The sequence below is a fragment of the Paenibacillus thiaminolyticus genome (assembly GCF_007066085.1).
Taxonomy (GTDB): Bacteria; Bacillota; Bacilli; order Paenibacillales; family Paenibacillaceae; genus Paenibacillus_B; species Paenibacillus_B thiaminolyticus.
Window position 1 is genome coordinate 2,396,459 of record NZ_CP041405.1, and the last position, 25,597, is coordinate 2,422,055.

General features: G+C 49.2%; 28 protein-coding genes and 2 pseudogenes. 20 read left to right on the top strand and 10 right to left on the bottom strand.

All coding sequences use genetic code 11. The features are described from left to right. Positions 1–125 precede the first annotated feature (125 nt). Positions 126–815 (top strand): annotated as a pseudogene (locus FLT43_RS10765) (transposase). Between the two features lie 201 nt (positions 816–1,016). Here the strand turns inward: FLT43_RS10765 and FLT43_RS10770 are convergent. Then, the gene (locus tag FLT43_RS10770; protein WP_115057832.1) at positions 1,017–1,190 is read right to left on the bottom strand and encodes a transposase; all 174 of its coding nucleotides are present in this window, start codon (positions 1,188–1,190) and stop codon (positions 1,017–1,019) included. Between the two features lie 737 nt (positions 1,191–1,927). Here FLT43_RS10770 and FLT43_RS10775 point away from each other — a divergent pair. The 4 genes from FLT43_RS10775 to FLT43_RS10790 all read left to right on the top strand — a co-directional run bounded on the left by FLT43_RS10775 (position 1,928) and on the right by FLT43_RS10790 (position 4,686). Beyond that, entirely contained in the window at positions 1,928–2,641 is a 714-nt protein-coding gene (locus FLT43_RS10775) for a LytR/AlgR family response regulator transcription factor (RefSeq protein ID WP_087444895.1), read from the top strand. After that, entirely contained in the window at positions 2,641–3,930 is a 1,290-nt protein-coding gene (locus FLT43_RS10780) for a sensor histidine kinase (RefSeq protein ID WP_087444894.1), read from the top strand. The genes FLT43_RS10775 and FLT43_RS10780 overlap by 1 nt, the downstream gene beginning before the upstream one ends. Before the next feature lie 210 nt (positions 3,931–4,140). Beyond that, positions 4,141–4,209, top strand: coding sequence for a hypothetical protein (locus FLT43_RS30110; RefSeq protein ID WP_244194423.1), 69 nt, complete (start codon positions 4,141–4,143; stop codon positions 4,207–4,209). Between the two features lie 138 nt (positions 4,210–4,347). Next, entirely contained in the window at positions 4,348–4,686 is a 339-nt protein-coding gene (locus FLT43_RS10790; protein ID WP_115057831.1) for a hypothetical protein, read from the top strand. Between the two features lie 23 nt (positions 4,687–4,709). Here the strand turns inward: FLT43_RS10790 and FLT43_RS30850 are convergent, their stop codons facing one another. Beyond that, positions 4,710–5,081: a GNAT family N-acetyltransferase gene (locus FLT43_RS30850; RefSeq protein ID WP_087444893.1), complete on the bottom strand. Its 372-nt coding sequence runs from the start codon at positions 5,079–5,081 to the stop codon at positions 4,710–4,712. Between the two features lie 171 nt (positions 5,082–5,252). On the opposite strand from FLT43_RS30850, the gene FLT43_RS30855 reads away from it, so the two are divergent. The 9 genes and pseudogenes from FLT43_RS30855 (at position 5,253) to FLT43_RS10840 (ending at position 12,923) form a co-directional block, all read left to right on the top strand. Continuing rightward, positions 5,253–5,447: a GNAT family N-acetyltransferase gene (locus FLT43_RS30855; RefSeq protein WP_115057830.1), complete on the top strand. Its 195-nt coding sequence runs from the start codon at positions 5,253–5,255 to the stop codon at positions 5,445–5,447. Between the two features lie 29 nt (positions 5,448–5,476). After that, complete coding sequence (locus FLT43_RS10805) at positions 5,477–5,986, top strand: GNAT family N-acetyltransferase (RefSeq protein ID WP_087444892.1); 510 nt, start codon at positions 5,477–5,479, stop codon at positions 5,984–5,986. Positions 5,987–6,114: 128 nt separating this feature from the next. Then, positions 6,115–6,705 (top strand): DUF3238 domain-containing protein, encoded by a 591-nt coding sequence (locus tag FLT43_RS10810; protein ID WP_164776623.1) that lies wholly within the window; start codon positions 6,115–6,117, stop codon positions 6,703–6,705. 162 nt (positions 6,706–6,867) lie between these two features. Further along, positions 6,868–7,392 carry a DinB family protein gene (locus tag FLT43_RS10815; RefSeq protein WP_087444890.1) on the top strand — a complete coding sequence of 175 codons (525 nt, stop codon included), beginning with the start codon at positions 6,868–6,870 and terminating at the stop codon, positions 7,390–7,392. A gap of 210 nt (positions 7,393–7,602) precedes the next feature. Continuing rightward, positions 7,603–8,382, top strand: a pseudogene (locus FLT43_RS10820) (dihydrolipoamide acetyltransferase family protein); the annotation flags it as partial. Positions 8,383–8,399: 17 nt separating this feature from the next. Then, the gene (locus FLT43_RS10825) at positions 8,400–8,840 is read left to right on the top strand and encodes a GNAT family N-acetyltransferase (protein ID WP_087444888.1); all 441 of its coding nucleotides are present in this window, start codon (positions 8,400–8,402) and stop codon (positions 8,838–8,840) included. Between the two features lie 315 nt (positions 8,841–9,155). After that, a complete protein-coding gene (locus FLT43_RS10830) occupies positions 9,156–10,538 on the top strand; it encodes a branched-chain amino acid transporter BcaP (protein WP_087444887.1) in 1,383 nt (460 codons plus the stop codon). A gap of 434 nt (positions 10,539–10,972) precedes the next feature. After that, positions 10,973–11,923, top strand: a complete 951-nt coding sequence (gene rsgA / locus FLT43_RS10835; protein ID WP_164776621.1) for a ribosome small subunit-dependent GTPase A — start codon at positions 10,973–10,975, stop codon at positions 11,921–11,923. A gap of 16 nt (positions 11,924–11,939) precedes the next feature. Continuing rightward, complete coding sequence (locus FLT43_RS10840; RefSeq protein WP_087444885.1) at positions 11,940–12,923, top strand: phosphotransferase enzyme family protein; 984 nt, start codon at positions 11,940–11,942, stop codon at positions 12,921–12,923. 910 nt (positions 12,924–13,833) lie between these two features. On the opposite strand, the gene FLT43_RS10845 is transcribed toward FLT43_RS10840, so the two are convergent. Both FLT43_RS10845 and FLT43_RS10850 read right to left on the bottom strand, forming a co-directional pair. Further along, positions 13,834–14,571 carry a WecB/TagA/CpsF family glycosyltransferase gene (locus FLT43_RS10845; protein WP_087444884.1) on the bottom strand — a complete coding sequence of 246 codons (738 nt, stop codon included), beginning with the start codon at positions 14,569–14,571 and terminating at the stop codon, positions 13,834–13,836. A 78-nt stretch (positions 14,572–14,649) separates the two neighbouring features. Further along, positions 14,650–15,132, bottom strand: coding sequence for a GNAT family N-acetyltransferase (locus tag FLT43_RS10850; RefSeq protein ID WP_087445420.1), 483 nt, complete (start codon positions 15,130–15,132; stop codon positions 14,650–14,652). A 106-nt stretch (positions 15,133–15,238) separates the two neighbouring features. On the opposite strand from FLT43_RS10850, the gene FLT43_RS10855 reads away from it, so the two are divergent. Both FLT43_RS10855 and FLT43_RS10860 read left to right on the top strand, forming a co-directional pair. Next, complete coding sequence (locus tag FLT43_RS10855) at positions 15,239–16,102, top strand: helix-turn-helix transcriptional regulator (protein ID WP_244194380.1); 864 nt, start codon at positions 15,239–15,241, stop codon at positions 16,100–16,102. Between the two features lie 97 nt (positions 16,103–16,199). Further along, positions 16,200–16,790, top strand: coding sequence for an ankyrin repeat domain-containing protein (locus FLT43_RS10860; protein ID WP_307719662.1), 591 nt, complete (start codon positions 16,200–16,202; stop codon positions 16,788–16,790). Here the strand turns inward: FLT43_RS10860 and FLT43_RS10865 are convergent. The 5 genes from FLT43_RS10865 to FLT43_RS10885 form a co-directional block, all read right to left on the bottom strand. Continuing rightward, entirely contained in the window at positions 16,787–17,137 is a 351-nt protein-coding gene (locus FLT43_RS10865) for a RidA family protein (protein WP_087444882.1), read from the bottom strand. The two genes, FLT43_RS10860 and FLT43_RS10865, sit on opposite strands and share 4 nt — an antisense overlap. A gap of 203 nt (positions 17,138–17,340) precedes the next feature. Then, on the bottom strand, positions 17,341–18,072 hold the full coding sequence (locus tag FLT43_RS10870) for an aminoglycoside 3'-phosphotransferase (protein ID WP_087444881.1): 732 nt from the start codon (positions 18,070–18,072) through the stop codon (positions 17,341–17,343). Positions 18,073–18,112: 40 nt separating this feature from the next. Further along, positions 18,113–18,814: a class I SAM-dependent methyltransferase gene (locus FLT43_RS10875; RefSeq protein ID WP_087444880.1), complete on the bottom strand. Its 702-nt coding sequence runs from the start codon at positions 18,812–18,814 to the stop codon at positions 18,113–18,115. 67 nt (positions 18,815–18,881) lie between these two features. Further along, on the bottom strand, positions 18,882–19,826 hold the full coding sequence (locus FLT43_RS10880) for a DMT family transporter (protein ID WP_087444879.1): 945 nt from the start codon (positions 19,824–19,826) through the stop codon (positions 18,882–18,884). An 89-nt stretch (positions 19,827–19,915) separates the two neighbouring features. Continuing rightward, complete coding sequence (locus FLT43_RS10885) at positions 19,916–20,236, bottom strand: ArsR/SmtB family transcription factor (protein WP_087444878.1); 321 nt, start codon at positions 20,234–20,236, stop codon at positions 19,916–19,918. Between the two features lie 332 nt (positions 20,237–20,568). Between FLT43_RS10885 and FLT43_RS10890 the strand changes: the two genes are divergently transcribed. The 3 genes from FLT43_RS10890 to FLT43_RS10900 all read left to right on the top strand — a co-directional run bounded on the left by FLT43_RS10890 (position 20,569) and on the right by FLT43_RS10900 (position 23,820). After that, positions 20,569–21,465, top strand: a complete 897-nt coding sequence (locus FLT43_RS10890; protein ID WP_087444877.1) for a putative RNA methyltransferase — start codon at positions 20,569–20,571, stop codon at positions 21,463–21,465. Positions 21,466–21,668: 203 nt separating this feature from the next. Further along, complete coding sequence (locus FLT43_RS10895; RefSeq protein ID WP_087444876.1) at positions 21,669–22,346, top strand: response regulator transcription factor; 678 nt, start codon at positions 21,669–21,671, stop codon at positions 22,344–22,346. Next, the gene (locus FLT43_RS10900) at positions 22,336–23,820 is read left to right on the top strand and encodes a sensor histidine kinase (protein ID WP_087444875.1); all 1,485 of its coding nucleotides are present in this window, start codon (positions 22,336–22,338) and stop codon (positions 23,818–23,820) included. Before FLT43_RS10895 ends, FLT43_RS10900 begins: the two co-directional genes overlap by 11 nt. Before the next feature lie 209 nt (positions 23,821–24,029). Here the strand turns inward: FLT43_RS10900 and FLT43_RS10905 are convergent, their stop codons facing one another. Then, positions 24,030–24,668, bottom strand: a complete 639-nt coding sequence (locus tag FLT43_RS10905; protein WP_087444874.1) for a DUF5701 family protein — start codon at positions 24,666–24,668, stop codon at positions 24,030–24,032. A gap of 179 nt (positions 24,669–24,847) precedes the next feature. On the opposite strand from FLT43_RS10905, the gene FLT43_RS10910 reads away from it, so the two are divergent. Beyond that, positions 24,848–25,552: a MerR family DNA-binding transcriptional regulator gene (locus tag FLT43_RS10910; protein WP_087444873.1), complete on the top strand. Its 705-nt coding sequence runs from the start codon at positions 24,848–24,850 to the stop codon at positions 25,550–25,552. Positions 25,553–25,597: the final 45 nt, after the last annotated feature.

The following is a 25,597-nucleotide window of genomic DNA, read 5'->3' on the forward strand; positions in this document are numbered from 1 at the left end:
TAACTCTTTTTTTCTTTCATGTAACAAACTGCAACTTAAATGTAATCATTGGCTTATTCGCCGTTAAAAATACAAATACCTATTAAGACTGGAAATCAAGAGACAAGTAGAAGATGAGGTTTCATATGTTTGTCAATCTAAAGGAAGGGCAACTAGAGGAGCTTCTTCATACCGTGGTACATTCGTGAGGTGGAGTTCAGCCTGGAAGCCAAAGCAATTGGACGTATACGTCAAGTTTCGAAAGCGGGCGTTATTCCCATGTGCAAAGTGGTGCAATTCCATCACCCGAGTCAATGTTCCGTGGGCACTGGATAAACCGAAGCATTACTTTCCCCTGCTCTTCGATGCGCTCATCATCAAGCTGGCCAAGGATATGCCGATGAATGCCGTCAGTCGATTGCTCGGAGAACATGAAACTCGGCTGTGGCGTATGCTTCATCATTACGTGGACAATGCGTTCGTGGCGCAGGACTTGTCCTACGTCACTAAAATAAGTACGGATGAAACGTCGGCTAAGCGCGGTCACAACTACATAGCCATCTTCATGGATCCTGAGCAAAAAAACATTATTTACGTAACTCAGTGGGGGCTGCGCTGCCGTTTAGATCCGATGGTTGAAGTCGCAAAAATGCTGCAGAAGCATGATGACGGTGTCATTCGACGGTTTTACATCCAAGCTGAACAACGGTTTACTGGAAGGTGTGAATAGTCTCTTCCAAGCCGCCACACGAAAGGCAAGAGGTTACCACTCTGAGAAAAACATCATCGCCATGGTCTATGTACTGGCAGGGAAGCTCAATTTCGCCTTGAAATGAAAAAAGAATTGGCAACAGCATGGAGCCACGCATCGCTAGCGGCGAAGATTCCATTATTGACATCATTTTCTATTCTAGTATAATAATTGGATATAGAGAACAGGATCTTTGGCTCTTCGCTCTACTGGGTGGGTACAGTTTTGAATATTAGTTTAAGAGCCCCTTCCGCCTTTAAGAGATTTTCAGATGTAGAAATATCTGTCAAGTATACACCATCGCGATCAAGTTCTCTACGTTCCTGTGGCCTCTGGCCCGACGTTTAGCTGCTTGAACCAGACCATTAATGCCTTCCAACAAGCCGTTCGTCATCTTACTATGGAACCATCGAAGGCTCCCTTCTTCATGCTGCTTAATCGTTCTAGCCAAACTTACCATGGGTGGAAGTTGGGACGAATAGCCCACCCAATCCACTCCTATTATCGTAATATTGAGCAGTATTGACCATTTTTCTATGATTCAGACTTTACGCCATTCAGTATAGCGAGGAAGCATAATTTTTTAGCAACATAAATATGATTTACTGTCAATAAAGTAGACAAAATAAGACGGCTATGCAGTTTTGCTTCTGTAATATTGGGACTCAAATCGATCGGGTGAAAGATACCCCAACGAGCTATGGATTCTCTTTCGATTGTAGAAGAATTCAATGTACCAATGGACTCGACGAGTTATTCTTTGATGTCGCTTAGATCTTTCCGATTCTTTCGCATTCAGCCACTTGTAAAATCCGCTCCGTGATACGCTAAGAATTGAGCACATCTTCTCGCTCCGAAACACAGAGCGGTGTTCCTTGATAAAGCTAAACTTTATTTCGGATCTTTGGTGAAGTAGTGCATGGCTTTTTTTAGGATGGCATTTTCCTCCTCAAGATCTTTTATCCTTTTTTCCAATTCTTTTTGTGCTTGATCCTGAGGTCGTAAATTACCGCTACCAACAAAAGCCTCATCTCTAAATTGCCGGTTATTATCTACTCAATCCATTCGTTGTGTCTACTTATTAGTCTAATTGCAATATATACTAATTGTAAAATAATATTCTTTACACATAAATTGTTGTTTATACCACGATCGTGCATCATAGCTACAATTCACCATTATTAAAGGAGTAAAACGATGGTAATAAAAGTTGCTATTTGTGATGATGTTCCTGTTATTGCAAAAGCTATCGAAGATTTAATGTTAGAATATGACTCCTCGTTATTTGAAATTGATATATTCTACAATCCATTTCGTTTAATTGAATTACTTAAAGGAAATACATATGATTTGTTTATTTTAGATATTGAGTTTCCTAATCTATCGGGAATAGAGATTGCCGAGATCATTAGAAAGAATAATTATACTTGTCCAATTATCTTTATTACAAGTTTCAGAGAATATATGGAAGAGGCTTTTAAGGTTAACACTTTTGATTACATTTTAAAACCAGTAACAAAAGACAAACTATATCCTGCCTTGAATCGCGCTATTAAATATTTAGATTTAGATGATTCAAAATTTATGTTTACATTTAACAAAGTTTTTTACAGTCTTTCTTTTAGTGAAATTATTTACTTTGAAAAAAATAAAAGGAAAGTACTTATTCACACACCCTCTGATATATATGAAACGATTCTTCAAACAAGAGCCCTTTTATCCAAAGTTAATGATAATTTTGTGCAGGTACACACCTCGTTTATTGTTAATGTTAGATATGTAAAACAAATTGGCAATAATATAATTATTGCCAATTTAAGTGATAAGCAAACTGTTGAAATACCAATAAGTCGTAAATTTATAGATAGTGCCAGAAAACAAATTTTGATGAAATTAAGAGACTTAATATAATGAATGATACTATCGTTGCATTATTCAACTTTGTTGTTAATTTAGTGTTGGCTAATCATTATTTTCCAAATAACTCCATCCATAAACTGTTTTCTAAAGAAAACGTAATTATTACATTCTTGACTTTTTTTCTTACCGCATTTTATCTGTTTTCTAATCAACAATCATATATTCTTATGAATATCATCTTCACTGCTTTATTGTTTTTAGTTATCGCAAAGAGGAATCAGATAGATATGAGAAAAGAGTTCTTTTGGTTAATTTTCTTACTTTTAATGTTTTTAATTTGTGATTCCGTTTCGTTTTTTATTACGAAAGCGGTATCGCTATCAGAAGGTTATGATTCAAATTTACTCTTTATGGCTGGAGGAGGAGGTATTGCTATAATTTTAAAACTAATGGCTGTAGCTGTTCTTAAAATTATCGTTCTCCAAAAGCGTAAATTAAAGAGACCAATAAATGTTTTTCTCCTAATGACACTACTTTCTATACCAATGATATCGGTATTTGTATTAAGTACTGCTGAAATTAATTTTATTAATCCTCCTAATTCTATATTTATATTGATTGCTACTTGTATTATTTATATGAATATATGCATACTATATCTTTATATAACCCTCGGAAGTTATTTTGAAAAGCTTGAAAAAACTACAACGCAAAAAATAGTATTTGAATCAGAATTGAATTTTTTTAAACAACTAAAGCATTCACAATCCAAACTATATTCAATGAAGCATGACTTAAAAAACCAATACGTAGTTCTAATGGGGATGTTAAGTCAGGGAGATACTGCTGGAGCTGAAAAATATCTTCAAAATTCGATACAGAAAATCGAACACATTGATTATTTTTTTACAAATAACTATGTGCTAAATTATCTTCTGAATGAAAAAAAATCTATTGCTGAAAGCAATGGAATAACTTTAAACGTTAAATCTTTCCTTCCTGAAAAGATTAATTTAGATACTGATATTTTTGCAGTTGTGCTAGGAAATTTAATAGATAATTCCTTAAACGCAGTCTTACGTTTATCTAATTCTAAAGAAAAAGAGATTTCACTTCTTATCAAACAATTTGATAATAACCTACTTATAGAAATTTCAAATTTATTTGATACTGTGGAGCTTAAAATTCGAAAGAATAGACGATTCGAGGGAATAGGAATTAAAAATGTGAAAAGAATTGTAGAAGAGAATGGTGGAATTTATAATCAATGGGTTCAAGATAATCAGTATATCGTAAGTATACTTTTACTCAATGTATATGATAAAGAAGATGAAGAATAGAAAAGACTGGTAGGGTCGCTCCTGGATCGGCTACACTTAATTGGACAGTAGCAGCAGGAAGACAACATCACGAAGCCCATCATTGAAATCTTCGAGAAGAATCGAAAAGCATATGGCACAAGCTTCATGAACGTGGACTCCGGAGCCGACCGAGCTTGATGCGTACAGCGGCAAATTCAAGTACGTTCCCCGAAGATTCTTCACCGGCAGCTGGCGGAGCAGGCAGAACGGGAAGGCGGATCCTTAAACCAATACGTGCTTTACAAATTGAGTCGCTGAATAAGCGGTTTTTTCTTTTGCAGAAACCCAATAACCTTACAATAACCTTACAATAGCTCTAAATATATTGTGAAATGTTAAATTATAGATTACGATGACCTTGCTACAAAAAATAACAAAATTGTGGAGGTTGTTACAGTGAAAAAAGGTCTTATCGTATTAAGTGCGGCGGCAACACTGCTGGCAGGTGTCTTGGTTCCAACAACAGGTTTTGCAGCTGAAAGAAGTAGCACACAACCAGAAACTAAAAATGTAAAAGCCAATGCTGGCTATGACTATGTGCCTTCTTTTATTTCGGTAGGCGGTTTTTTCTATTTTCCAAGCAGATATAAACACCCTAATGTCTGGTTTGATAATGGTGTGGTATCAATTGATGTCTTTGGTAGAGTAACAGGTCTGAAAAAGGGTTCGGCAACAATTCGGGTATGGGATGAAGAAGAAAAGGAGACAAAGACGTTCTGGATTTCAGTATATTAATTTTGTTTTAGGTCGCTGATTATTCAGCGGCTATTTATTTTATCGAGGGGAGATGATGTACATGGCATTGACGGACAAGCAGAAGGCGTTTGTCTAGGAGTACCTGATAGACCCCAATACCACGGATTCGGCAGACGGCGCATGTGGAGAGTTGTTCGCTGCTGATACGAATTGGAGGTGTAGCGGCGTTCTCCATATAACGGGAACGTATCGAGTTTAATGATATCGCACTCTTTCTCCTTAGCGAGCTTTTCGGCCTCTAATAAAAGCTTCTTCCCATAGCCTAATTTACGAACCTGTTCATCAATAACAAGATAGTGAATCTCCATCCAGTTCCAACATATTTCGCCGGCGAGTCCCCCAAGAGTTTGACCTTCATCAATTTTTAAAAACAAATTTACCTCTTACAACCCCATACTTCGACATATTCAACGATGATTCCATCCGGATGCTGTACGCATGTTTTTCCGGTTGGAACTTCCTTCACTCTCGAACGAACCTTGTCCCTATTTCCTTACGCCTGTCCCATATCTCCTATGGTAAAATAAGTATACTCTTCTGAATAGGTGACAACAAAAGAGAACAACCAACGACAAGGATTATCGACCTCACTCGTGAAATTATTATTACATAAGTTCAATGAAAAACAGATTATTGCCTGGTGGGAGTGCATGGAGAGCAATATCGCTTCTCAAAAAACAGCCGAGAAGGCAGGCTTATGTAAAACGCATCGTTACAAAATAAATTGGTTTTCTTTTTAATTTAACTAAATGAAAATGAGTGATAAAACATGACTATCATGGAAACTCCAAGGTTATACCTAAGGCCATTCGATGATGAGGATGCCGCCTCCCTCCATCCTATTTTTTCAGACCCGGAGACGATGGCGTATTATCCGGCTCCTTTCAGCTACAAGCAAACCCAAGCCTGGATCATGAGAAATCAAGACCGATATGCGAATGACGGTTATGGATTATGGGCCGTTTGTCTGAAGGATTCGGGGCAGGTTATTGGGGACTGCGGACTTATTAATCAAAATGTAGACGGCAAAACGGAGGTTGAAATCGGCTACCATATTAACAAAAACTATTGGTGCAAAGGCTATGCTTCGGAAGCAGCCGCAGCTTGCAAGGAATATGGATTTCACCGTTTAAGATTAAGCAGATTGATTAGCATCATCGCTCCCCAAAACGCAGCATCGATACGTGTAGCTGAAAAGATCGGATTTTCCAAGGAAAAAGAGGCTTATATTTTCGGCAAAAATCATTATATTTTCTCGGGTACTAGGGCTACTGATTAATCTTTTTTCCATTGATGGTGATGATTCGTTGTAAAGCATCACGACTTTCTCTTTTCAATTCGACATATATATCGATAATGACCCTATACAGCATGGGTGTTCATCAATCAATAAAGGAGGTTGTTCCTATGGCACACATTGTTGAGATACGCTTCGCTGCATTTATTCCTGAAGCATGGATAGAGCATAAGCGAACCGCGAGTGCGCTCATTCAATTCAATGGCAACAACAGAAGCTTTACTTATTTCACCGAAGATCAACCCGAGCTTTCGAAAATGGCACAGCATATTGTCGTGGATTTCGAGAAAACGAAAATAAAACATTTTCGGTCGACAGGCCCGACAATCGAAAGAACCGTTGAACTAAGCAGCGGTAACGTTTTGCGGGAAGTATTCGGCCATGCCTCTGATTCAGGACTGACCATCTCGAATGAGAGTATCTCAAGCACGTCAGCGTCGTTTTTCATACAAGGCAGTGCGGCAAATCCTTTGAACGCCGATGCTTCTCCACTTGACTGGGAGTATGACGTAACGGTTGACACTACAGGAAAGGTAACCGTTAAGGGGCGCCATGACGGCTTTCCGGCGCATGAAATTTATAAACGTGTAGATAAGGGCGAGCCGGTTACTATCTATACTCACGATCCGCGCGTTACAGGCGATACGCCCCTGTCTCTGCTCCCTCCAATGGAACGTATTGTAGACAGAATCGCTCCTTAAACCCTCATACTGTGCTTCGCCTTCTCCTTCACCCAAACCCATTTCGATGTAGCAGAGATCCGTGAAAATTCGGTAAACTGCAAATATAGACCAAAAGCTGGCATATCTTATTGATGGATTGAGAAGAGGAGCTTGGCATGAATCACGGGAAGGAGCTGGCCCATGAATTTTAAGATGACGGAAGCCATCGAGGTTCTGGAACGCACACCGCAGACATTGGAGTGTTTTTTGTCTGGTTTATCGGAGGGGTGGCTGCAAGGCAATGAAGGCGAAGGAACTTGGAATGCCTCTGAAGTGATTGAGCACCTTATTGAGGGAGAGAAGCAGAATTGGATGCCACGGCTTGAGTTTATTTTGCAGGAAGGGAAAGACAAACCCTTTCCCCCGTTCGATCGCTATTCTCACCTGCATGACAAGCATGACCGATCCATGGAACACAAGCTGCTCGAATTTAAAACGATAAGAACGCAAAATATAGCCAGACTGAAGGAGCTTATGGAAACGGAAGCGCAGCTTGAATTGTCGGGCTTTCACCCTGCGTTTGGTGTCGTGAAGATAAGGGAATTGATTGCGACGTGGGCGGTTCATGATTTAACGCATATGGCTCAGATCGTTCGCGTCATGGCTAAGAGATACACTACCGATGTCGGGCCTTGGATAGAGTATTTGGGAATCTTGAAAAAGTAGGCATGAGGGGCGGCGAACCCCTCTTTTTTGTTGTTAAGCCGGCTATCGTTCGGTGCCAGTGACTAGTTGGCGGATGTCAAAATAGATAGTTGAAGCATTCCAATAATTGGGCTATCATAATTAGTATCTGATACTAATAGCAATTACTAAGTCCGTTTATTCGTCTGCAGGGTATCGAATGGAGGAATGATTTTGGAGGACCTGTCTGCTCCACAACGTCGCACTGATAATCATCAACCCGATCATCAACCGCCAACTCCATGGACAGAAGTTGACACACAGGTCACCGGGGCCGGCGATTATGTTATCGATGTAACCCCGATTCGCCATACTATCGCTTCGCGTACGAGGCTGAGCAGAACGGAAATCCCTCATGCCGGGATGATGATAGAAGCGGATGTTACTAATTTAGTATTGCTGCGGAATAAGCGTAAAGATGAGTTTATGCGCCAGGAAGGGATTCATCTTACGTATTTGCCCCTCTTTGTCAAATCGGTGGTTAGCGCGATCAAAGATTATCCCATCATGAACGCGGCGTGGGCGGCCGACAAAATTATTGTCAAACGCGGCATCAACCTGTCCCTTCTTATTAGGAACGAGGATTCCGTACTTTCACCTGTCATCCATCACGCCGATCAGAAAAGTATAGCCGGTCTCGCCCTGGCTATCGACTCCCTAACGAAAAAAGCCCGTTCCGGCAAACTGACCCCTAACGATATGCAAGGGGGGACATTTACGGTCAACAATACCGGCTCGTTCGGTTCCGTATCCTCTAGCCCAACCATTATTTATCCGCAAGCAGCCATCTTAACGCTAGAGTCCATCGTGAAGAAGCCTGTCGTCATCGGCGAGATGATTGCGATACGCTCGATGGTGAATCTATGTTTATCCATTGACCACCGCATTCTCGACGGCGTCATATGCGGACGTTTTTTGCAAAGGGTGAAAGGGAATCTGGAAAGCTACGAGTTGAATACGAAGTTGTATTAAGAAAGGAACATCATTCAATGGAAATTAGAAAACCGAACAACGCAGAATTGGAGACTATTTTAAAACTGTCGCCACAGGCATTATTTGAAGGAACATTGGGGAGGGTGAGGCCAACAGAAGAGAAGATCAAGCGGCTTGTTGAACCTCTCATGGAGAAAGGCTGCTGCTATTTAATTGCGGCAGAACAAGATACTCTCACAGGGTGGATTCTGATAGGATCAGCCACAGACCAATTCACCGATGAGACGATTGGTTTTATATACGAGCTATACGTAATCCAAGAGTTCCGAGGCAATGGCATTTCCAAGCGCCTCATGAAAAGTGCCATGGAACACCTGCAAGCAGAGGGATACCGCGAGATACGTCTGGGTGTGTTCGCAGGCAATCATGCGATTGAACTATATAAGCAAATGGGGTTCACAGAAAGAAACACAACGATGAGCCTGATGCTGTCGTAAGGAGAGATTGCATGCTTATTCGCAAGGCAATCCCGAATCGACGGTTTTTCCGGGACGCAAGCTGAAATTGCTGGAGATTGATATCAGAAATTGACATCAACGCAGCCCCCAGCCCTTCCCACATGCAAATTAGTGCAAAAATTTAACGAAATTCTAAGTGATATATATCACCATCCCCCTATTTCCTCCTGTGCTACATTCTTAAAACGACAGCATAGTAGTGGTGTGCAGAGTAATGAATTTCTCAATCATTGGGATACTATCTGTGTCTTTATGTATCTTCTTCTGCGTACCCTTTGCATGGGAGGAATAATATTGAATCAGCTTTTCCGCAAAAAAACACTAAACCTCATGCTTGCTCACAGTGAGAAAAAAGAATTAGCGCGAACGATGTCGCTGATGGATTTAATCTTTCTTGGCGTGGGCTGCGTGATCGGGACCGGAATTTTTGTTGTGACGGGTGTCGTTGCGGCAGAATCCGCAGGACCCGGTATTATGTTATCCTTTGTTATCGCAGGTATTGCCTGTGCGCTCGCTGCCTTCTGTTATGCCGAGTTCTCCTCCGCCGTACCTGTCTCAGGAAGTGTATATACGTACACGTATGCCACGTTAGGCGAACTGTTTGCTTTCCTGATTGGATGGGATCTAATGCTTGAATATGTACTGGCGGTTTCTGCCGTTTCAACAGGCTGGTCTGCATACTTTCAATCCTTGCTCGCAGGCTTTCAAATACACATTCCCGCAGTTATCTCCTCCGCTCCCAGTGTGGGAAAAGGGGGAATCATTGATTTACCGGCCGTTCTGATCATCTTGGCAATTACAGCACTCGTCAGCAAAGGCGTTAAGGAAAGCATTAAATTCAACAATATTATGGTGTTCGTCAAATTAGCTGTTATCTTACTATTTATTGTAGTAGGGGTTTGGTATGTAAAGCCAGATAACTGGGTGCCTTTTGCGCCCTTCGGACTTCAGGGGATCGTAACCGGAGCAGCGACGGTGTTCTTTGCCTATATCGGGTTCGATGTTATCGCTACGGCATCAGAAGAAGTGAAGAATCCGAAAAAAACCATGCCGATCGGGATTATCGCGTCCTTGCTTATTTGCACTCTATTGTATATGACCGTATCCGGGGTATTAACAGGAATGATCTCGTATACGAAGTTGAATGTTGGCGCGCCTGTCGCGTTAGCACTGGAATCTGTAGGGCAAAACGCTATAGCGGGTCTCATTTCAGTTGGAGCGGTATTTGGCATTACCACCGTAATTCTTGCATTAATCTATGCTCAGGTTCGTTTATCCTACGCCATGAGTCGTGATGGATTATTGCCGAAAAAGTTCTCACAAGTCAATGCAAAAACCAAAACTCCATTCGCAAACACATGGGTAACCGGATTTGTTGCCGCAGGCATTGCAGGTTTTATTGATCTAACGACACTCGCGCATTTGGTGAACATGGGCACATTAGCCGCGTTTACCCTAATCTCTCTTGCCGTCATCGTCTTGCGGAAGAAGTTCCCTGACATCAAAGCTTCCTTCCGGGTCCCGTTCGTACCTGTGCTGCCGATCATTAGCGCATTGTTTTGTCTTTACCTTGCATTGAGTTTGCCGTTAATCACCTGGATTTCCTTTGTGATATGGATTGCGATTGGTACGGGCATTTACTTTATTTATTCGCGGAAGCACAGCAAATTGAATTGATTTCGTTATAGCAATTGCCTCCACCCAGCTTCTGATGTATGATGGGAATACCTTACTTTGAAGGGAGTGATCGGCATGACACGCCGGACTAGATTGACTACTGTTGCTAATAAGGTGATCCTGAACTGAATACGACAGGCAGACGCAACCGGTCTGCCGCAACTTAAGGATATCGCTGCCCATTTTTCCTGTTTACATTGAGGGTCTGTTTGCTTATGCGTCTTTTACCCTCTCATATGGATAATGCAGACCGCAGGCGTTAGCCTTGCGGTCTTTTTGCGTGCAAAAAAAAGAGTGGTTCGGAGGAAAAGATGGTAACAAAATCATTGCAGTCATTAGGCTGGGGCTCTTTTTTTCATGATCAATGCCTGCCTTCGGCACATCACAGCTATATTCCGGCGAGAGTTATCTCTCAACATAATGAGAGGTACCGCGTGATTTCGGAATTTGGCGAGTTTACGGCCAAGGTTACGGGGAAATTCCGGTATACGGCCCTTCGCCTTGCAGATTACCCCGTCGTGGGGGATTTTGTATGGATAGAACCGAATGGAGACCAAGCACGGATTCATACGGTTCTGCATCGAAAAAATAGTTTCTCGCGAAAAATGCCGATCTCAGGCGGACGGAAGATGAAGAACGGCGTAATAGAAGGCGGAGTCACCGAAGAACAAGTGATTGCCTCGAACCTGGATACCCTTTTCATCATGTGCGGGGTGGACGGCAATTTCAGCATTCCAAGATTAGAACGGTATCTGACGCTTGCCAGACATCAGAAGCTGGAGCCAGTTATCCTTATTAATAAAATCGATCTGTGCAAGCAGCCTGACAACTATGCAGCGCAGGTAAAGGAAATTGCCGGAGGAGCAGCCGTCCTGCCAATAAGTGCCGCACACCGCACAGGACTCGACCCGCTGGCAGCTTATATGGCCCCGGGCCAAACGATTGTCTTCCTTGGCTCATCCGGCGTGGGAAAGTCAACCCTGCTGAATACGCTGCTTGAACGGGAGGTTCAGACAACCCGCCACACAAGCCATTATTCCGGCAAGGGCAAGCATACGACGACCCATAGACAAATGTTTTTTCACTCTTCCGGCTGTATGATCGTGGATACGCCAGGAATGAAAGAATTGCAGCTATGGGCAGATGACGATGATCTGGATTCGGTATTCGCTGACGTCATCGATGTCATATCACAATGTAAATTTTCGAATTGCACACATCGAAGCGAGCCGGGCTGCGCTCTTCAATCAGCGCTCAAGAGCGGCACCCTGCCACGGGAACGTTATGAGCGGTATATCGCCCAGTTAAGGGAACTGAAGCGGCTGCAAGACAAGAAAAAAGAATACACAAGAATGCAAGGCAAGAAAAATAAATACCAATCATAAAAGGAGCTGCAACCGAATGTTGAAGCTGAAATATTTATTTAATAATGTGAACTTGGCGGAAATGCTTTTGAAAAATTGGGAGTACGATTCAGAATCGTTAGATATGTTTCAATACTATCGCATCTCATCCAATGCCATTTATCCGTTCCGATATGAAGGAAAGACCCGTCTCTTGCGGTTTGCTCCCTCGTCAGAGAAATGCAAATCGAATATCGCAGCAGAGCTCGGATTTATTTCGTACTTGCGCGGCAACGGCTACGGAGCATTGGAACCTGTTGCATCGTTAGGCGGGGAGGAAGTTGTCGAAGCATGCACTCCGTGGGGAACTTACTATGCCTCCGTCTTTAAGCGTGTACCCGGAGTACAGATCAGCCAGACCGATTGCAACGACGAGATTATGTTCTGCTATGGCAAAGCTCTAGGGAAGCTTCATCAATTATCCAGCGAGTACGTTCCTGTCATGGCCAAGCGCTGGTCCTGCCTCGATGTGTTGGCTTGGATTGAGGAGCTGTTCATCGATTCTCCACAGGAGGAAGCCGCGTTGGCGGAGGCGAGATTGCTTCGGAACTACTTCGCTTCGCTTCCCGTCACCAAGCACAATTTTGGGCTCGTTCATTATGATTTTGAATACGACAACGTGTTCTATGATGAGGCATCTTATTCATGCCATGTCATCGACTTCGATGACGCGATGTATCATTGGTATGCGATGGACATAGAGCAAGCATTGGCCTGTTTGCAGGACTGTGTGTCCCCGGACAGCTTCAACACGAAAAAACAATGCTTTTTAGACGGTTACCGCACGGAATTTGACATCTCGGATGATATGGAGGCGCTCCTCCCGGCATGCCGGCGGTTCGCCGCTGTGTACGGTTATGCCCGCGTATGGAGAGCCATGGCCGAAGAATGGGCGAACGAGCCGGATTGGCTCGTACAGTTGCGAGAGAGCTTGAGAGGGCATCTAACAGAAGATTCTTCCTGCTTCGGGAAGGAGCTCTAGGAAGCCGATCGCGATAGCCAGGAAAATGTAGAAGAGGGGCTTCCCCTCTTCTTTCCTTATGGCTCGGTTCGATCATTTGCACTCGCCAAGCCGGCGAGAACGCTAGGAATCGACTGGAATATGCCGTTCAGCCATCTGCAGGAGCGGCAATGGGGAGATTTGTTCCACGCCAGCTTCGGCATGTAGAGCCTTTTCGCTGGCCGAGGATGCCGAAGAAAACTTGGCACTCAGAGCGTTTTAAGTCGATCTTTTCTACTGAGAGACGAGGGATCCTGGGGGCATCATCGCCTTCAGGAAGCATCATTGCCTTCTGGAGGTTTCGTTGCCTTTAGGAGGCATATCATTGCCTCCTGGGGCTTGAACGTGTGGAGGGAATTGCTGCTATTTTACAGGAATTTCGGCTCAATGAGTCCACATCCCGAGGAATTGCTGCAAATCTACATCATTTTAGGCCCTTTTGCTTCAAGTCGAAGCGAAACGGGTGAAATTCCTGCAGTTTTGCAGGATTCCCTTTCTGGTAAAGTCGTCCATATCGAATTGCTGTATTTGTACAAGATTTCGCTTACCGAATAGGCGCGTCTGGAGAAATCGTGCAGTTTTGCGGATTTCGCCTCCCGGATAGACGTGTCTAGGCAAATGGTGCAGTTTTCAGGCCGTTGGAAAACCCCTGTTTTTTACGAAGGGGTGGAGATTGTCCATTTTCCTACAGGCTTGCATCGGGGTCCCCTTCCTGTACAGCAAGTGATTTTCACGTTTCCCGAACAGGCGACATGACCAGGCATTTTCCACATGATTCCCGGTGTTAACAGATTAACAACCGAACCTATACCAAACCTATACATACATGTCGATGTACGCCAAAAAACCCCTGTCACTAGACAGAGGCCTCGAACTCAAATGAAGTTAGGTCCTACAACCTTTCCCTGTAAAACAGCGCTCGCACCGCAAAGCGAGGCAAGATTAACTGTCTTCGCCATCTCGACGGCTGTTGAATGAGCCGATACAGCCATTCGGCGTGAAGCCTTTGCCAGAGCTGCGGCGCCCGCTTCACTGTCCCGGCGATAATATCGAGGCTTCCGCCGACGCCAATCGCGACCTTGGCTTGCAGAATCTCCCGATGCTTATGTATCCAATGCTCGGCATAAGGCGCTCCCAGCGCGACGATTAAGAAGTCAGGCGCGCAAGAGCGGATTTCTTCCACAATCTTCGCTTCTTCCTCCGGCTGAAAAAAGCCATGATGCCTGCCCCGAATCGCCACATTCGGGTAGGTGCGGGCAATAACTTCCGCCGCCCTGCGGCTTGTCTCCTCCTCGGCCCCCAGCAGATAGAAGGACCATCCCTTCCGATTGCCGGTCTCCAGCAGCTTCAGAAGCAGGTCGCATCCGGTCACTCTTTCCGGAAGATGCCCGCCGCGGAGCCGGGATACCATCACGATGCCGATCCCGTCCGCCGTGACAAGCCCCGCCTCGTCCACGATGGAGCGCAATAGCGCATCCTGCTGACAGGACATGACGATTTCGGGATTCCCCGTCACGACGTGGAACAGATCGGAACGCTCCTCGGCGACGACCTCGCCAAGCGTATGCAGCGTCTTATCCATCGTCATCTGGGGGAACGATATCCCCATAATCTTGGTGACATTATCCATGAGCGTACTCCACCTTCGACTAAGATATCCATATCGTACCATGCTTCGACGCCTCGAGCCATCACCGGACCGTCCGCATTAACAAGGAGTACCTATTTTTTTGAAGAACAAGACTCTGCTTTCTCCCCGCCTGTCATAATTGGAATGAACGGAGACACCCTCCGCCTCGCTGTCGCCCGGCTCAATACGGAACCCCATTCGCGTATGGAACGCAATCGAGGTGGTATTGAGGGGAGAAGTGATACAGCGGACCGTATCGCACCCGAGCTGTCCTACGTTATCTATAAATGTCTCATACAACCTTCTCGCCACACCGTTCTTCCGGTGATCGGGATGAACGCCAATGAAATGAATGTACGCTTCTTGCGGATAAGTCTGGGATGGGAACCCGATGAGGAACCCGATAATTGCTCCATCCTGTTCCGCAATGAAGCTGGTCGGCTGGAAATGGACAAAAAACAGCTTCGGCAGCATATCAGACATCGGCCTGCCTCCCCACCAATCATTAAGGACCGCAATCACTTCCGCATAGTCCGACTCTTTAACCGTGCGAATGTTCAATAGGCTGACTCCCTTCGTTATGTATAGGATTCCATCTTTTTCTAACCGCTGATATACTAATAACATTACATCTATAAGATAACATTTTCCAGACATAGGTGAAAAAATGACGATTGCGAACCGAACGGCCCGGCCATTCGCCCCTATCCTGCACGCCATCTCCACAACCCATTATTGGAAGGGGCATGGCGCCTTGTCCATTAAGACGTTCCGGAACGGTCGCGCTTTTTACGAGGCGGGCCAGGGCCATTTTTCCGTGGACGAGAACAGCTATCTTGTGCTCAATCAAGGCCAGGAATATGCCATCACGATAGAAGCCGAACAGCCGGTTGAATCCTTTTGCGTCTTTTTCCCCGATTCTGTGGCAGAAGCGGTCTTGCATGATCTGACGGTGTCGGACAAGCAACTGCTGGACGACCCCTTCTCGCCGAAGCGTGGGACCATCGAGTTCGTGCAGAAAACATACCCGCATGATCAATGGGTCGCTCCCGCTCTTCGGAGGTTGCGGTCCGAGTATGCCTCCAGACAAGGCGAACCGATGTGGCTGGAGGATAAGCTGCATGGGCTGGCACAGGCGCTCCTGCAGGTTCACCTTCAAGTCCGGCGGGACATATCGAAGCTTCCGGCTCGGAAATCAGCGACGCGCTCAGAGTTGTACAAGCGGGTCCATATAGGCCATGACTATATGTCAGCCTATTACGATCGCCCGATTACCTTGACCGACATCGCAAGGGCAGCGTGCCTGTCGCCCAACCATTTTCTCCGGAGCTACAAGCAACTGTTCGCCAGATCTCCCCATCAATATATTATGGAAAAAAGGCTTCAAACAGCGAAGCAGCTGTTACTTCACACCGAGAAGTCCGTAACCGAGATTTGCCTGGAGGTCGGATTTCACAGTCCCGGTTCGTTCAGCAGCCTGTTCTCCAGGCGGTTCGGCATTCCTCCATCCCGGCTGCGGATAAAAAGGTGATTTTCAAGAAGCGCATCCGCTTGAATTCGGCTAACGTAAAGATCGCAGCATCACGAGAACATAACTCAATCACTCGAAAGAGAACGGAGGATGCCAAGTGATCGAAGAGGTATGTCAAGCGGCGCAGTCCGGCGACGCTTCGCGGCTGTCCGTCCTGCTGGAAGCGAATCCGCAGCTCGCCAATGAAGAGAATGTCGACGGACTTCTTCCATTGGGAATTGCCGCCCATTGCGGCCGCACCGAAGCGGTCCGGACGCTATTGGACTCGGGTGCCGACGTCAATGCCATATCCCGCTCCGCCATCTCCATCATCCCGTCCAACACTGCATTGCATGCCGCGATTGCAGGAGCCCGGGACCGGGAGGTCATCCAATTGCTTCTGGATCGCGGCGCGAACCCCGCTTTGCTCGACAGCAACGGTCATACTTGTCTGCATGTGGCGGCTCTGCACGGCGACGGCATAGAAGTGATTCGTCTGCTGCTGGACCACGGAGCCGACGTCAACGCCCGAGTAGAGGGCGGCGACACCGCCTTGTCGCTTGCCCTGGCGCAAGGGCATCAGCATCAGCCCCGTTCCTGCGCCGGAACGGGGCCAGAGAGTAGGCGAGACGCAGGCTCTGCCTATAGCTTCCAGCGAGGCGAGGACAGGACAGCGATTCAGCCGCTGTCCTGTCTCGTATTTATTTAATGAGAACTCGGATGATAGGCTACTCCATCCATCATGAGCAGGCAATCCGAATCGATGAACTCGGTTGTCGAGGTCATCCTTGCAGGACACGCATCCGCTTCAAAATAATCAAAGAACACCTTTTCCATCTCGGGTAAATCCTTTATGTTCTTGAGATATACATTTACTTTTACAACGTGATCTAACGAGGCATTACATTGTTGGAGCGTCTTTGTCAGATGTGCGAATGTATCGTGAATTTGTTGCGTAAAAGTATCGCCGAAGCCCCGATGCAAACCGATAAATACATAATCCCCTGCTGCTACTGCCGATGAATAACTAAATGGAGTCGGAATTCGCTTCACCATGAGACACTTCTCCTTATTGATTAGAATAAACATCCACTTTATCCAACTATAGAACATGCGTTCGTTTTAGACAACCCATTATTCTCCTATGCATAAAAAAAATAACGCACAAACTGTCGCCAGCTTGCACGTCATCATTTCTCTTTATAACCATAGGCTTATGCACTCATCCGAACGGAGAAACCGAGTGGTAGCACCGCCTGTTACGCTGAGTGCTCTATGAAACTCGTGAAATCCGCCAGACGATCCGCATCAACATCCTGTCTTCCATACGCGTCAAGAAACCGCTCATGATACCGGTCTGTCTTCAGATTATAGCGAAGCGTCCACAATCCCCAATACAGATCGAAATGTCTGTCGCCGACTCCGCCATTTCCCACATCGATAAACGATCGAAATGAGAAGCGATCCAGAATCACATTCGGCAGGCAATAATCCCCGTGAATCAAGACATCATCGCTGGTGAAATTCTCCAAGCGATACACAAGTCCGGAATCGATCCCCTTGCCGATCGCTTCCTCCAGCATCTCTGCCGTCCGGTGCCGATAAGGACAGCCGCCTACCGGAAGCGAATGCAGCATCCGCAGCGATTCACCGAAGACAGCCGCCAATCTGTCCGGCTGTTCAAGATGCACGGCCTCGGCGCCATCCTGCCCTTCCACGGCCTCGGTCAACAAATAATCCCGCTCCCCGTCCGATTCATACACAATGACGTCTGGCGCGAGGCCAAGACCGTGCATGAACCGCGTCATCCGGCATTCCCGTTCCAGACTGCCGCCGGCGCATATTTTAAGGAACGCGTGCTCCGCCCCCTCTACGAACAAGGTCTTCGCCGCTTCCGAACAGCTGCTGTCATAAATAGTTGCCTGTTCAAGATACGGCCGCATGGCACCCGGCACCGTTCCGATATCAAAAGCTATTTCCGTTCTCTTCATTTCTCTTCCTCCTGCCGCCAAAGACGCTCCCCCTGCCCGCTTATGCTCTCCGGGACAGCTTCAGCATCGTATCCGCATTCTTCTGGAAGCGATACGGAACGCGCACCTCTTCCGCGTCCCAACCTTGGCTGTCAATATACTCGAGCAGCGGTCCGGCATGCTCATACTTGCGGTTCGACAAGTCCGCCAGCGGGAAAATGCGAATCTCTTCACGCGTCACCCGCATCAGCTCGCGAATCGTCCGCATATGAAAATCATAATCCAGCCGATCCGCATACATGAACAGGAAATGGGCCGACAAGGTGATGTCGAAGGCCTCGTCCGGGAACGGCAGCTCGGGCAGCACGGCCGGCACATAGCGCTCCGGGGCCTGCTTCATGTCTGCCGCGCAATCACGCAGCGCCTGCATCCGAGTCCGCTTCAATCCGGCTACCGATTGATATTCGTCCCAGATGTAGTTCGCCTGCGCCTTCTCCATATGCTCCATCGCATGCTCAATATCCTGCAGTCCTTTGCGTTCCAGTTCTTCCGCCGCATAATAGTAAGCGATATCGGCTGCCGTCACATCCACCCCCTGCCGACTGGCGACAGCCGTGAAGGAGCATGCCCCGGACGGACAATCCAATATCCGCTTCTCCGCCATCTGCTCCGCCGACAGATCGAACATCTTCACATACTCTTCGAACGTCCTTCCAATAAACACGATCCGGCTCAAATCCAGCTTTACCTCGGCTTGACTCATCTCTGCTCAACTCAGCTTTCTCCGCTAAATAATAACTCATTGGCATTGTACCATATGGTGGAGAATTTTACTGCATATCCGCCTGCCTCGCAGACGGCTTGCCGCCCGGTCTGCGGGGAGCGGAGGTGGCCAGGTATACCCCGGCCAGGACGACAGCCATCCCTGCGGCTTGCTCCCAGGTAACGGTGCTGCCATAGACGGCAACGGACATCAGCGTCGCCACGATCGGCGTCAGGTTCAAGTACATGCTGGCCATGTTCCCGCCCAACAACTCTACCCCTTTATTGAAAATAAGATATCCGATCAGCGTCCCGCCGACAATCATATAGATCATCTCCGCCCAGCTCTGGGCCGACATCGCCGCTGCCCGTTCCCAGCCTCCTTCGAACAGCGTCCCGGCCGCAAGCAGGACGGAGCCCGACAGCATCATGACCGCATTTGCCGGCAATGCGGGAACACCTTGCAGGATCGATTTGCCTGTCAGGCCATACAGAACCCCGCACACTAGGGCCGCCACGAACAGCAGATCCCCGTAATTCAAGCGCAGCGAGAGGAGCGCCGAGAGGGAGCCGTTCACGATGACGGCAATGACACCGACGAGCGACAGCGCCATACCGAGTCCGGCACGCGGATTCCACGCCTCCTTGCGCAGAAGAACGGAACCGAGCAGGGTGAAGGCCGGCATCGCCGCAATGATGAGCGCTCCATTGGTCGCAGACGTATATTTCAACGCGGTGAAGAACAACGCATTATAACCGAATATGCCGACCACGCCGATAAAAAGCAGCCCCTTCCAGCGGCTTGCGATCTCGGACCAACGCCATTCCTTCCGCACCGTCACGACGAGCGCAAGGAGAAGTCCGGCGATGCCGAAGCGGATTGTCGCCGCGACAAGCGGGGGAATTTCGGTAATGACATGTTTGGCCGTCGCGAACGCGCCTCCCCAAAATAAAGGTACGAGCAGCATCAGCCAATACATCACTTTCGGTTTCGTCCCATCCTCTTTTCCCATCCTGGTTTCACATCTCCCATGTCCGATTCATTTCCGCTATATGTTTATATGTTTAAAACCTTAAACCTATAAGTCGAAAAAAGAACAAATTAACAATCCGACTCGATCGCCAAGCACAGATCTTTAATTTGCTTCAGGAACTCCCTCGAGCTCAACGCATAATATTTTTCATTTCCTTGCTTGTCGAACCCAATCAGTCCGGCCTGTCTCAATATTTTCAAATGATGGGACACGGCGGGCCGCGACAGCTCCATTCTCTCTGTAATCTGGTTCACATTCAAGCGTCCCTGTTCCAGCAGCAGCATAATGATCTGCTGGCGGTTCTCGTCCCCCAGCGCCTGAAAAATCGGCGTCGCCAAACGGAACTTCTCCAATACAAGCTCTTTGTTCGTACATCCGGAAGATTCCATATGATTCACCCTTGTAGGTTTAAATTTTTAAACATAGATCATTATCTTCGAATCATCTCCTCGTGTCAAGCCACCCCTTGCCTGCGTCCGTCCGGGAAGGCCGCCCGAGCATATGTATGCCAACCTTATGTTATAATAAAACTTGTCAGGAGCCATGCTGGCCCTGCCTATGAGAATGTTCAGAGAGGGTGCTCCCGTTCATGATCCATTACATTCGGTTGCGTTAATGAGAGGTGCGGATGAAGGCTCAGCCATTTTTTTGAGTAATGGCCTGGGTTTATTTTTCTGCGCCTTTTTTCATTCACCAATCCGAATGAATGGGGTGTTTTTGCATGTCTATCTATGGCAAAAAACAGATGAGTATCCGTCTCCTAACCGAATATGAAGCGATGCTGGCCTGCCCAATCTGCTCCGGCCCGATACAAGTGATGCAGGCGGCGAACACAGGCAGCTTGCGCTGTTCTCGCGGGCATTGCTTCGATATCGCCAAGCAGGGGTATGTGAACCTGCTTCCGCATCCTCCGCGCGCCGCTTACGACAAGTCGATGTTCGAAGCCCGCAGGAGAGTATGCGCCAGCGGTTTTTTTGAACCGCTGCTGGAACGGATCAGCGGCCGAATTTCCCGGGAGCTCGCCTTCGATGCAGAGCCGCCGCTTCTGTTGGATGCAGGCTGCGGGGAAGGCTCCGCTTTAGCCCGCATTGTACACCAAGTACACGAACGTACATCAGCCAAGCTGCTGGGCATAGGCGTCGACATTTCCAAGGAAGCCATCCGGATCGCGGCAAGAGAATCATCGCGGGCGATATGGTGCGTTGCGGATCTGGCCCAGTGCCCTTTCGCCGATCGGACCTTCAGCTTCATCCTGAACCTGTTGTCACCTTCGAACTATGCCGAGTTCCGCCGGCTGCTGTCCGATGACGGAATGGTCATTAAGGTTATTCCCGGAAGCGCCTATTTGCGCGAGCTCAGAGAGGTGCTGTATCGGCAGACGGATAGACAGCACTACGATAATGAGCGTACGGCAGCGCTCTTTGGCCGTCATTTTCATCTGATAGAGACCGAGTTGGTGCAGTATCGTCTCCCGGCTGGCCCCGCATTCCTGGAGGATGTGATCCGCATGACGCCCTTGTCCTGGGGCGCGCCGGAAGAGCGGATCCGTCAGGCGCTGCATATGGAGAACGCCGAGATTACCGCAGACTTCACGATCCTATACGGGAAGAACAAATAAAAGCTTGAATCAACATCCCCCCCCTCCTGTCGGGGTGGATGTTTTTGCTTGTGCCCGGGTGCGCTGACATCTTCCTGACACCTTCATCCTGTACGCTGTCGGCAGGGGAACTGAGGCCGCCAGATTAATCTTTTTTAAGGCAACGCTCCCCTGCCTGCTGGTACAATAACCTGTACGTATGAAGCTCGAAAGGATGTCATGCCATGAAAAAAATATTGCTGATCGAAGATGAAGCGCCCATCGCCCGCTTGCTGCAGGCGTATCTGGCGCGTGAACAATATGAAGTGCGCTGGGATGCGGGAGAGGGAGATCTGGAGGGACTTTTTTTGTCATGGAGGCCGGATCTGGTGCTTCTCGATTTAACCTTGCCCGATCAGGACGGGATGGAGATCCTGAAGCAGCTAAGGCAGTATGGCAGCTGCCCCGTCATTATTGTGACGGCGCGCGGCGCCGTGCCGGATCGGCTGCGGGGACTGCAGGAAGGGGCCGATGACTATATTCCGAAGCCGTTCGATCCGGAAGAGGTTGCCGCCCGCGTCCAAGCGGTTCTGCGGCGCTCCACCTATATGGCCGATCACGAGGCTGTACGGCTGGGAGGCCTGGTCATCGACTTCACCTCCTGTGCCGCTTACTTGAACGAGCAGGCGGTGCCGCTGATCCCGCGCGATTGGAATGTGCTCGCCTTCCTTGCCCGGCATCCCAATCAATGCTTCAGCCGTGAGCAGCTGCTGGACAACATATGGGGAATCGATTATGAAGGCGGCGATCGGGCGGTAGACACGACAATCAAACGGCTGCGGCAGTGCCTGAAGGATTGGCCGGAATCTGAAGGCGCTATTCGGACCATGCGGGGAATGGGGTATTCTCTCCATGTCCGCTAGACAACCGCTCCCGATGCTGCGCGTCTGGACGTGGCGCTACGCTCTGATTCTGTTCGCCGCGCTGCTCCTCATCGGTCTCCTCGCCGGTATCTGGATCTATGCGAACACATACCGGCACAGTTATGATGTGCTGCAAGCGCGGGCGGAGCAGTTGGCCGATTCCTATGTCCGGTTCTCCAGTCTGGCCAGCCTGCAGGCCGAGACGCAGACCTCAGCGAACAGTCTCGAGTCGGAGCTGGCCGGCCGGCTTATCATTCCGTTCGAATCTGCCCAAGCGACCGTAGTAGCAAGACCTGCGAATGGCGAGACGATGCAGATTGTTGATGCGAAGGGCATGGTGCTTAATACAGCGGAAGATGGCGGGAACGACGAATCCGGAACCGCCGCCGCACCTTCCGACTACAAGACCGTGCTCACCGGGCAGCCGACCCGGGAACGCCTCATCAAGCAGGATGTGACGTGGCTGCGCATCGGCGTGCCGCTCAAGCAGCAGTCGGGTGTGGCAGGGGCGCTGTATTTGAGCGCGCCGATTCAGGAGGATATCGACAACACGAAGCAGCTTTATGTCCTGATCGCGTTGATGGCCTTCGGCATCGCCGCGGCCGGCTGGGCGGCGATCTATCTGCTGCTGCGGAAGCTGACACTGCCGCTGCGCCAACTGGCGCATGCCGCGCTGCAGGTCGCCGACGGGCAGTATTCGCCGGCGCTGCCCGCCGTCCACGGGATCAAGGAGCAGGAGCTGAGGCAGCTTATCTCCTCCTTCGGCGACATGACCTCGCGTCTCAAGCAGCTAGAACAGATGCGCACCGATCTGCTAGCCGGGGTGTCGCATGAGCTGCGGACGCCGCTCACCTCGATTCGCGGCATGGTCCAGGCCGTGCATGGACGAGTCGTCGCGGGGAGCGAAGCCGATGAATTCCTCCAGATCTCGCTAGAGGAAGCGAAGCGGATGCAGTCTATGGTCGACGATCTGCTCGAATTCTCTTCTCTGGAAGCAGGGGCCATCAAGACCGAGCCCGAGAAGGGTCCGCTCTCCCCGCTCATCCGCAGCGTCATTCGGCAGCTAAGATCCTTGCCGTCGTTCACCTCGATACAGTTGAATGCCGTCCTGCCGGACGAAGAACTCGAATGCGATGGGGATCAGGGGCAACTCAAGCAAATTTTGACGAATTTGATTATGAACAGCTCGGCAGCCGGGGCGACCGAGATTGCCGTGGAGGCCGCGGTGGTCGAAGAGGACATCGTCATCGAGGTCCGGGATAACGGCGGCGGCATCCGGGAATCCGAGGTCCCGTTCATCTTCGAACGATATTACCGCGGCAGCAGCCGGCGCAAGAAGAAGCAAGGACTCGGACTGGGCCTGCCGCTCAGCCGGCTGCTGGCCCGCGCCAATGGCGGGGAGCTCGTCCTTCATGCCACCTCGCAGGCCGGCACCGTGTTCCGGCTGTCCCTGCCCAAGCCGCCCGCGCCATAGCTGCCCGGCTGCCCGCGGCTGTCCTGGCGCACGGGTGAACATTGCCTGCCGGAACAGTTGTGGATGTTGCGCAGCAAGATCAAGGCCGCCCCCGGAAGCGGAGCGGCCTTCATTTCATGCCAGGCCGGCCGGGCTCTCCGGGCTGGGCGGGTTTGCCAGGCGGGACGCCTTGCGCCGCTGGGATAATGGCGGGCCGAGGCGCCTTGCCTTTATCCCCCGATTCGGCGGCCGCATGAAGCGGAGCCGAGCCAGGTATGCGGATTGCCCGCCCAGCACCAACCCAGCTTCGGCCGGCCGCCGCTTATCCAGAGCGCGGTGACCCTGCGGTCGCCGCAGCGGGAGGCAAGCAAGGAGAAGCCGTTATTTTTCTGCAAAATGTCCGGGTAATGGGTAAGAAGCGCAATTCCCTCCTCGATCGTAAGGGGAGAGCGGCCCTGCTGCACTAGCGTCTTGAGCGCTTCATTCGGCGTCACGTTCAGCGTCTCCATTCCCCTGTCGATATCGGCTGCCACATATGCGATGCCGGCGGGAAGCTCAACGCCCTCGATCGGTTGGAAGCCGCGAAGCTCTTCGGCATCCATGATGCTGAAGCCCCGCTTGCCCTGCCGCTCGACCTGCTCCATGGCCTTATCCCCAGACAAGCCATCGCTCCTCACGACGATAATGTAAGGTACATGCCCTTGCCGGGCTTCGATCTCTTCTGGCATAGGCAGCAGCTGGACGCGCTCCCTTAGAGGCGCAAGCTGCTCCTTGAACGCCTCTTCGTCCAGCCCGACGAATGCTGGATAGCCCGCCTGAATCAAGTTGCCTACCTGCCGATCGAATTCATTCCTATCCGGTCTCCTCATCTGTTCTCCTCCTCCATGCTTCTCTCGCTATCCATCTACAAATCCATCGTACAACATGGAAGCTAATTATAAGCTTCGGCGGCAACAGTACCTGTCATTATCGCTCCAGCTTGCCAAAACATTATAAGTCAGCTTTAATCTTTAGTAACGAAGACAATTGCCGGGGAGGACAGAATACGATGAGACCGATCGATGCAGCAAGACGATTGAAGCTGAGCACCAGCGCCCTCCGCAATTACGAGGCTCAGGGCATCATTCCCCCTGCGCTGCGCGATCCGAACGGATACCGGAAATATACCGAGGAGCATCTCGCCTATCTGGAGTGCATTGCCGCCATGGCTGCCGGATATGGCATGGAGGTGACTTCCGATGTGATGCGGCTGCTTCGAGCCAGGGATACCGCATCCGCCCTGTGGCTGGTGAATGAAGCACAAGCGCTGCTTCATCGCGACCGCGGCCTGGCCGAAGAGGCGATTCGCCGCTTCGAGCTGGAAGAACGCGGCCCTTCCGAGCCGGACGCGGACAACGATGGGATGACGATCGGCGAAGTGGCGGCCGAGACCGGTGTCCCCCGCTCCACCCTCCGCTACTGGGAGAAGGAAGGGCTGATCGCCTCATCCCGGGACGAACAGAACGGCTACCGCCGGTTCAGCCCGCCCCAGCTTCGCAAAATCTGGCTGCTCCGCACGCTGCGGACCGTCCTCTACTCAGCGGATTCGGTCCGGCTGAAGCAAGCCATTCGGAAGCTGAAGGACAACGACGCGGAGCGCGCCTGGGACATTGCCCATGAATCGCTGCAATATTTGAACCGGCTTAATCAGGAACAGCTTCGCGGCTCCTACTATTTGTTCCGGCTGTGCCGCCGCTTGAAGCTGCTGCAATAACCGGCGCGCGAATAAGCCATTTGGAACTGTCCGGGGCCGAAACGG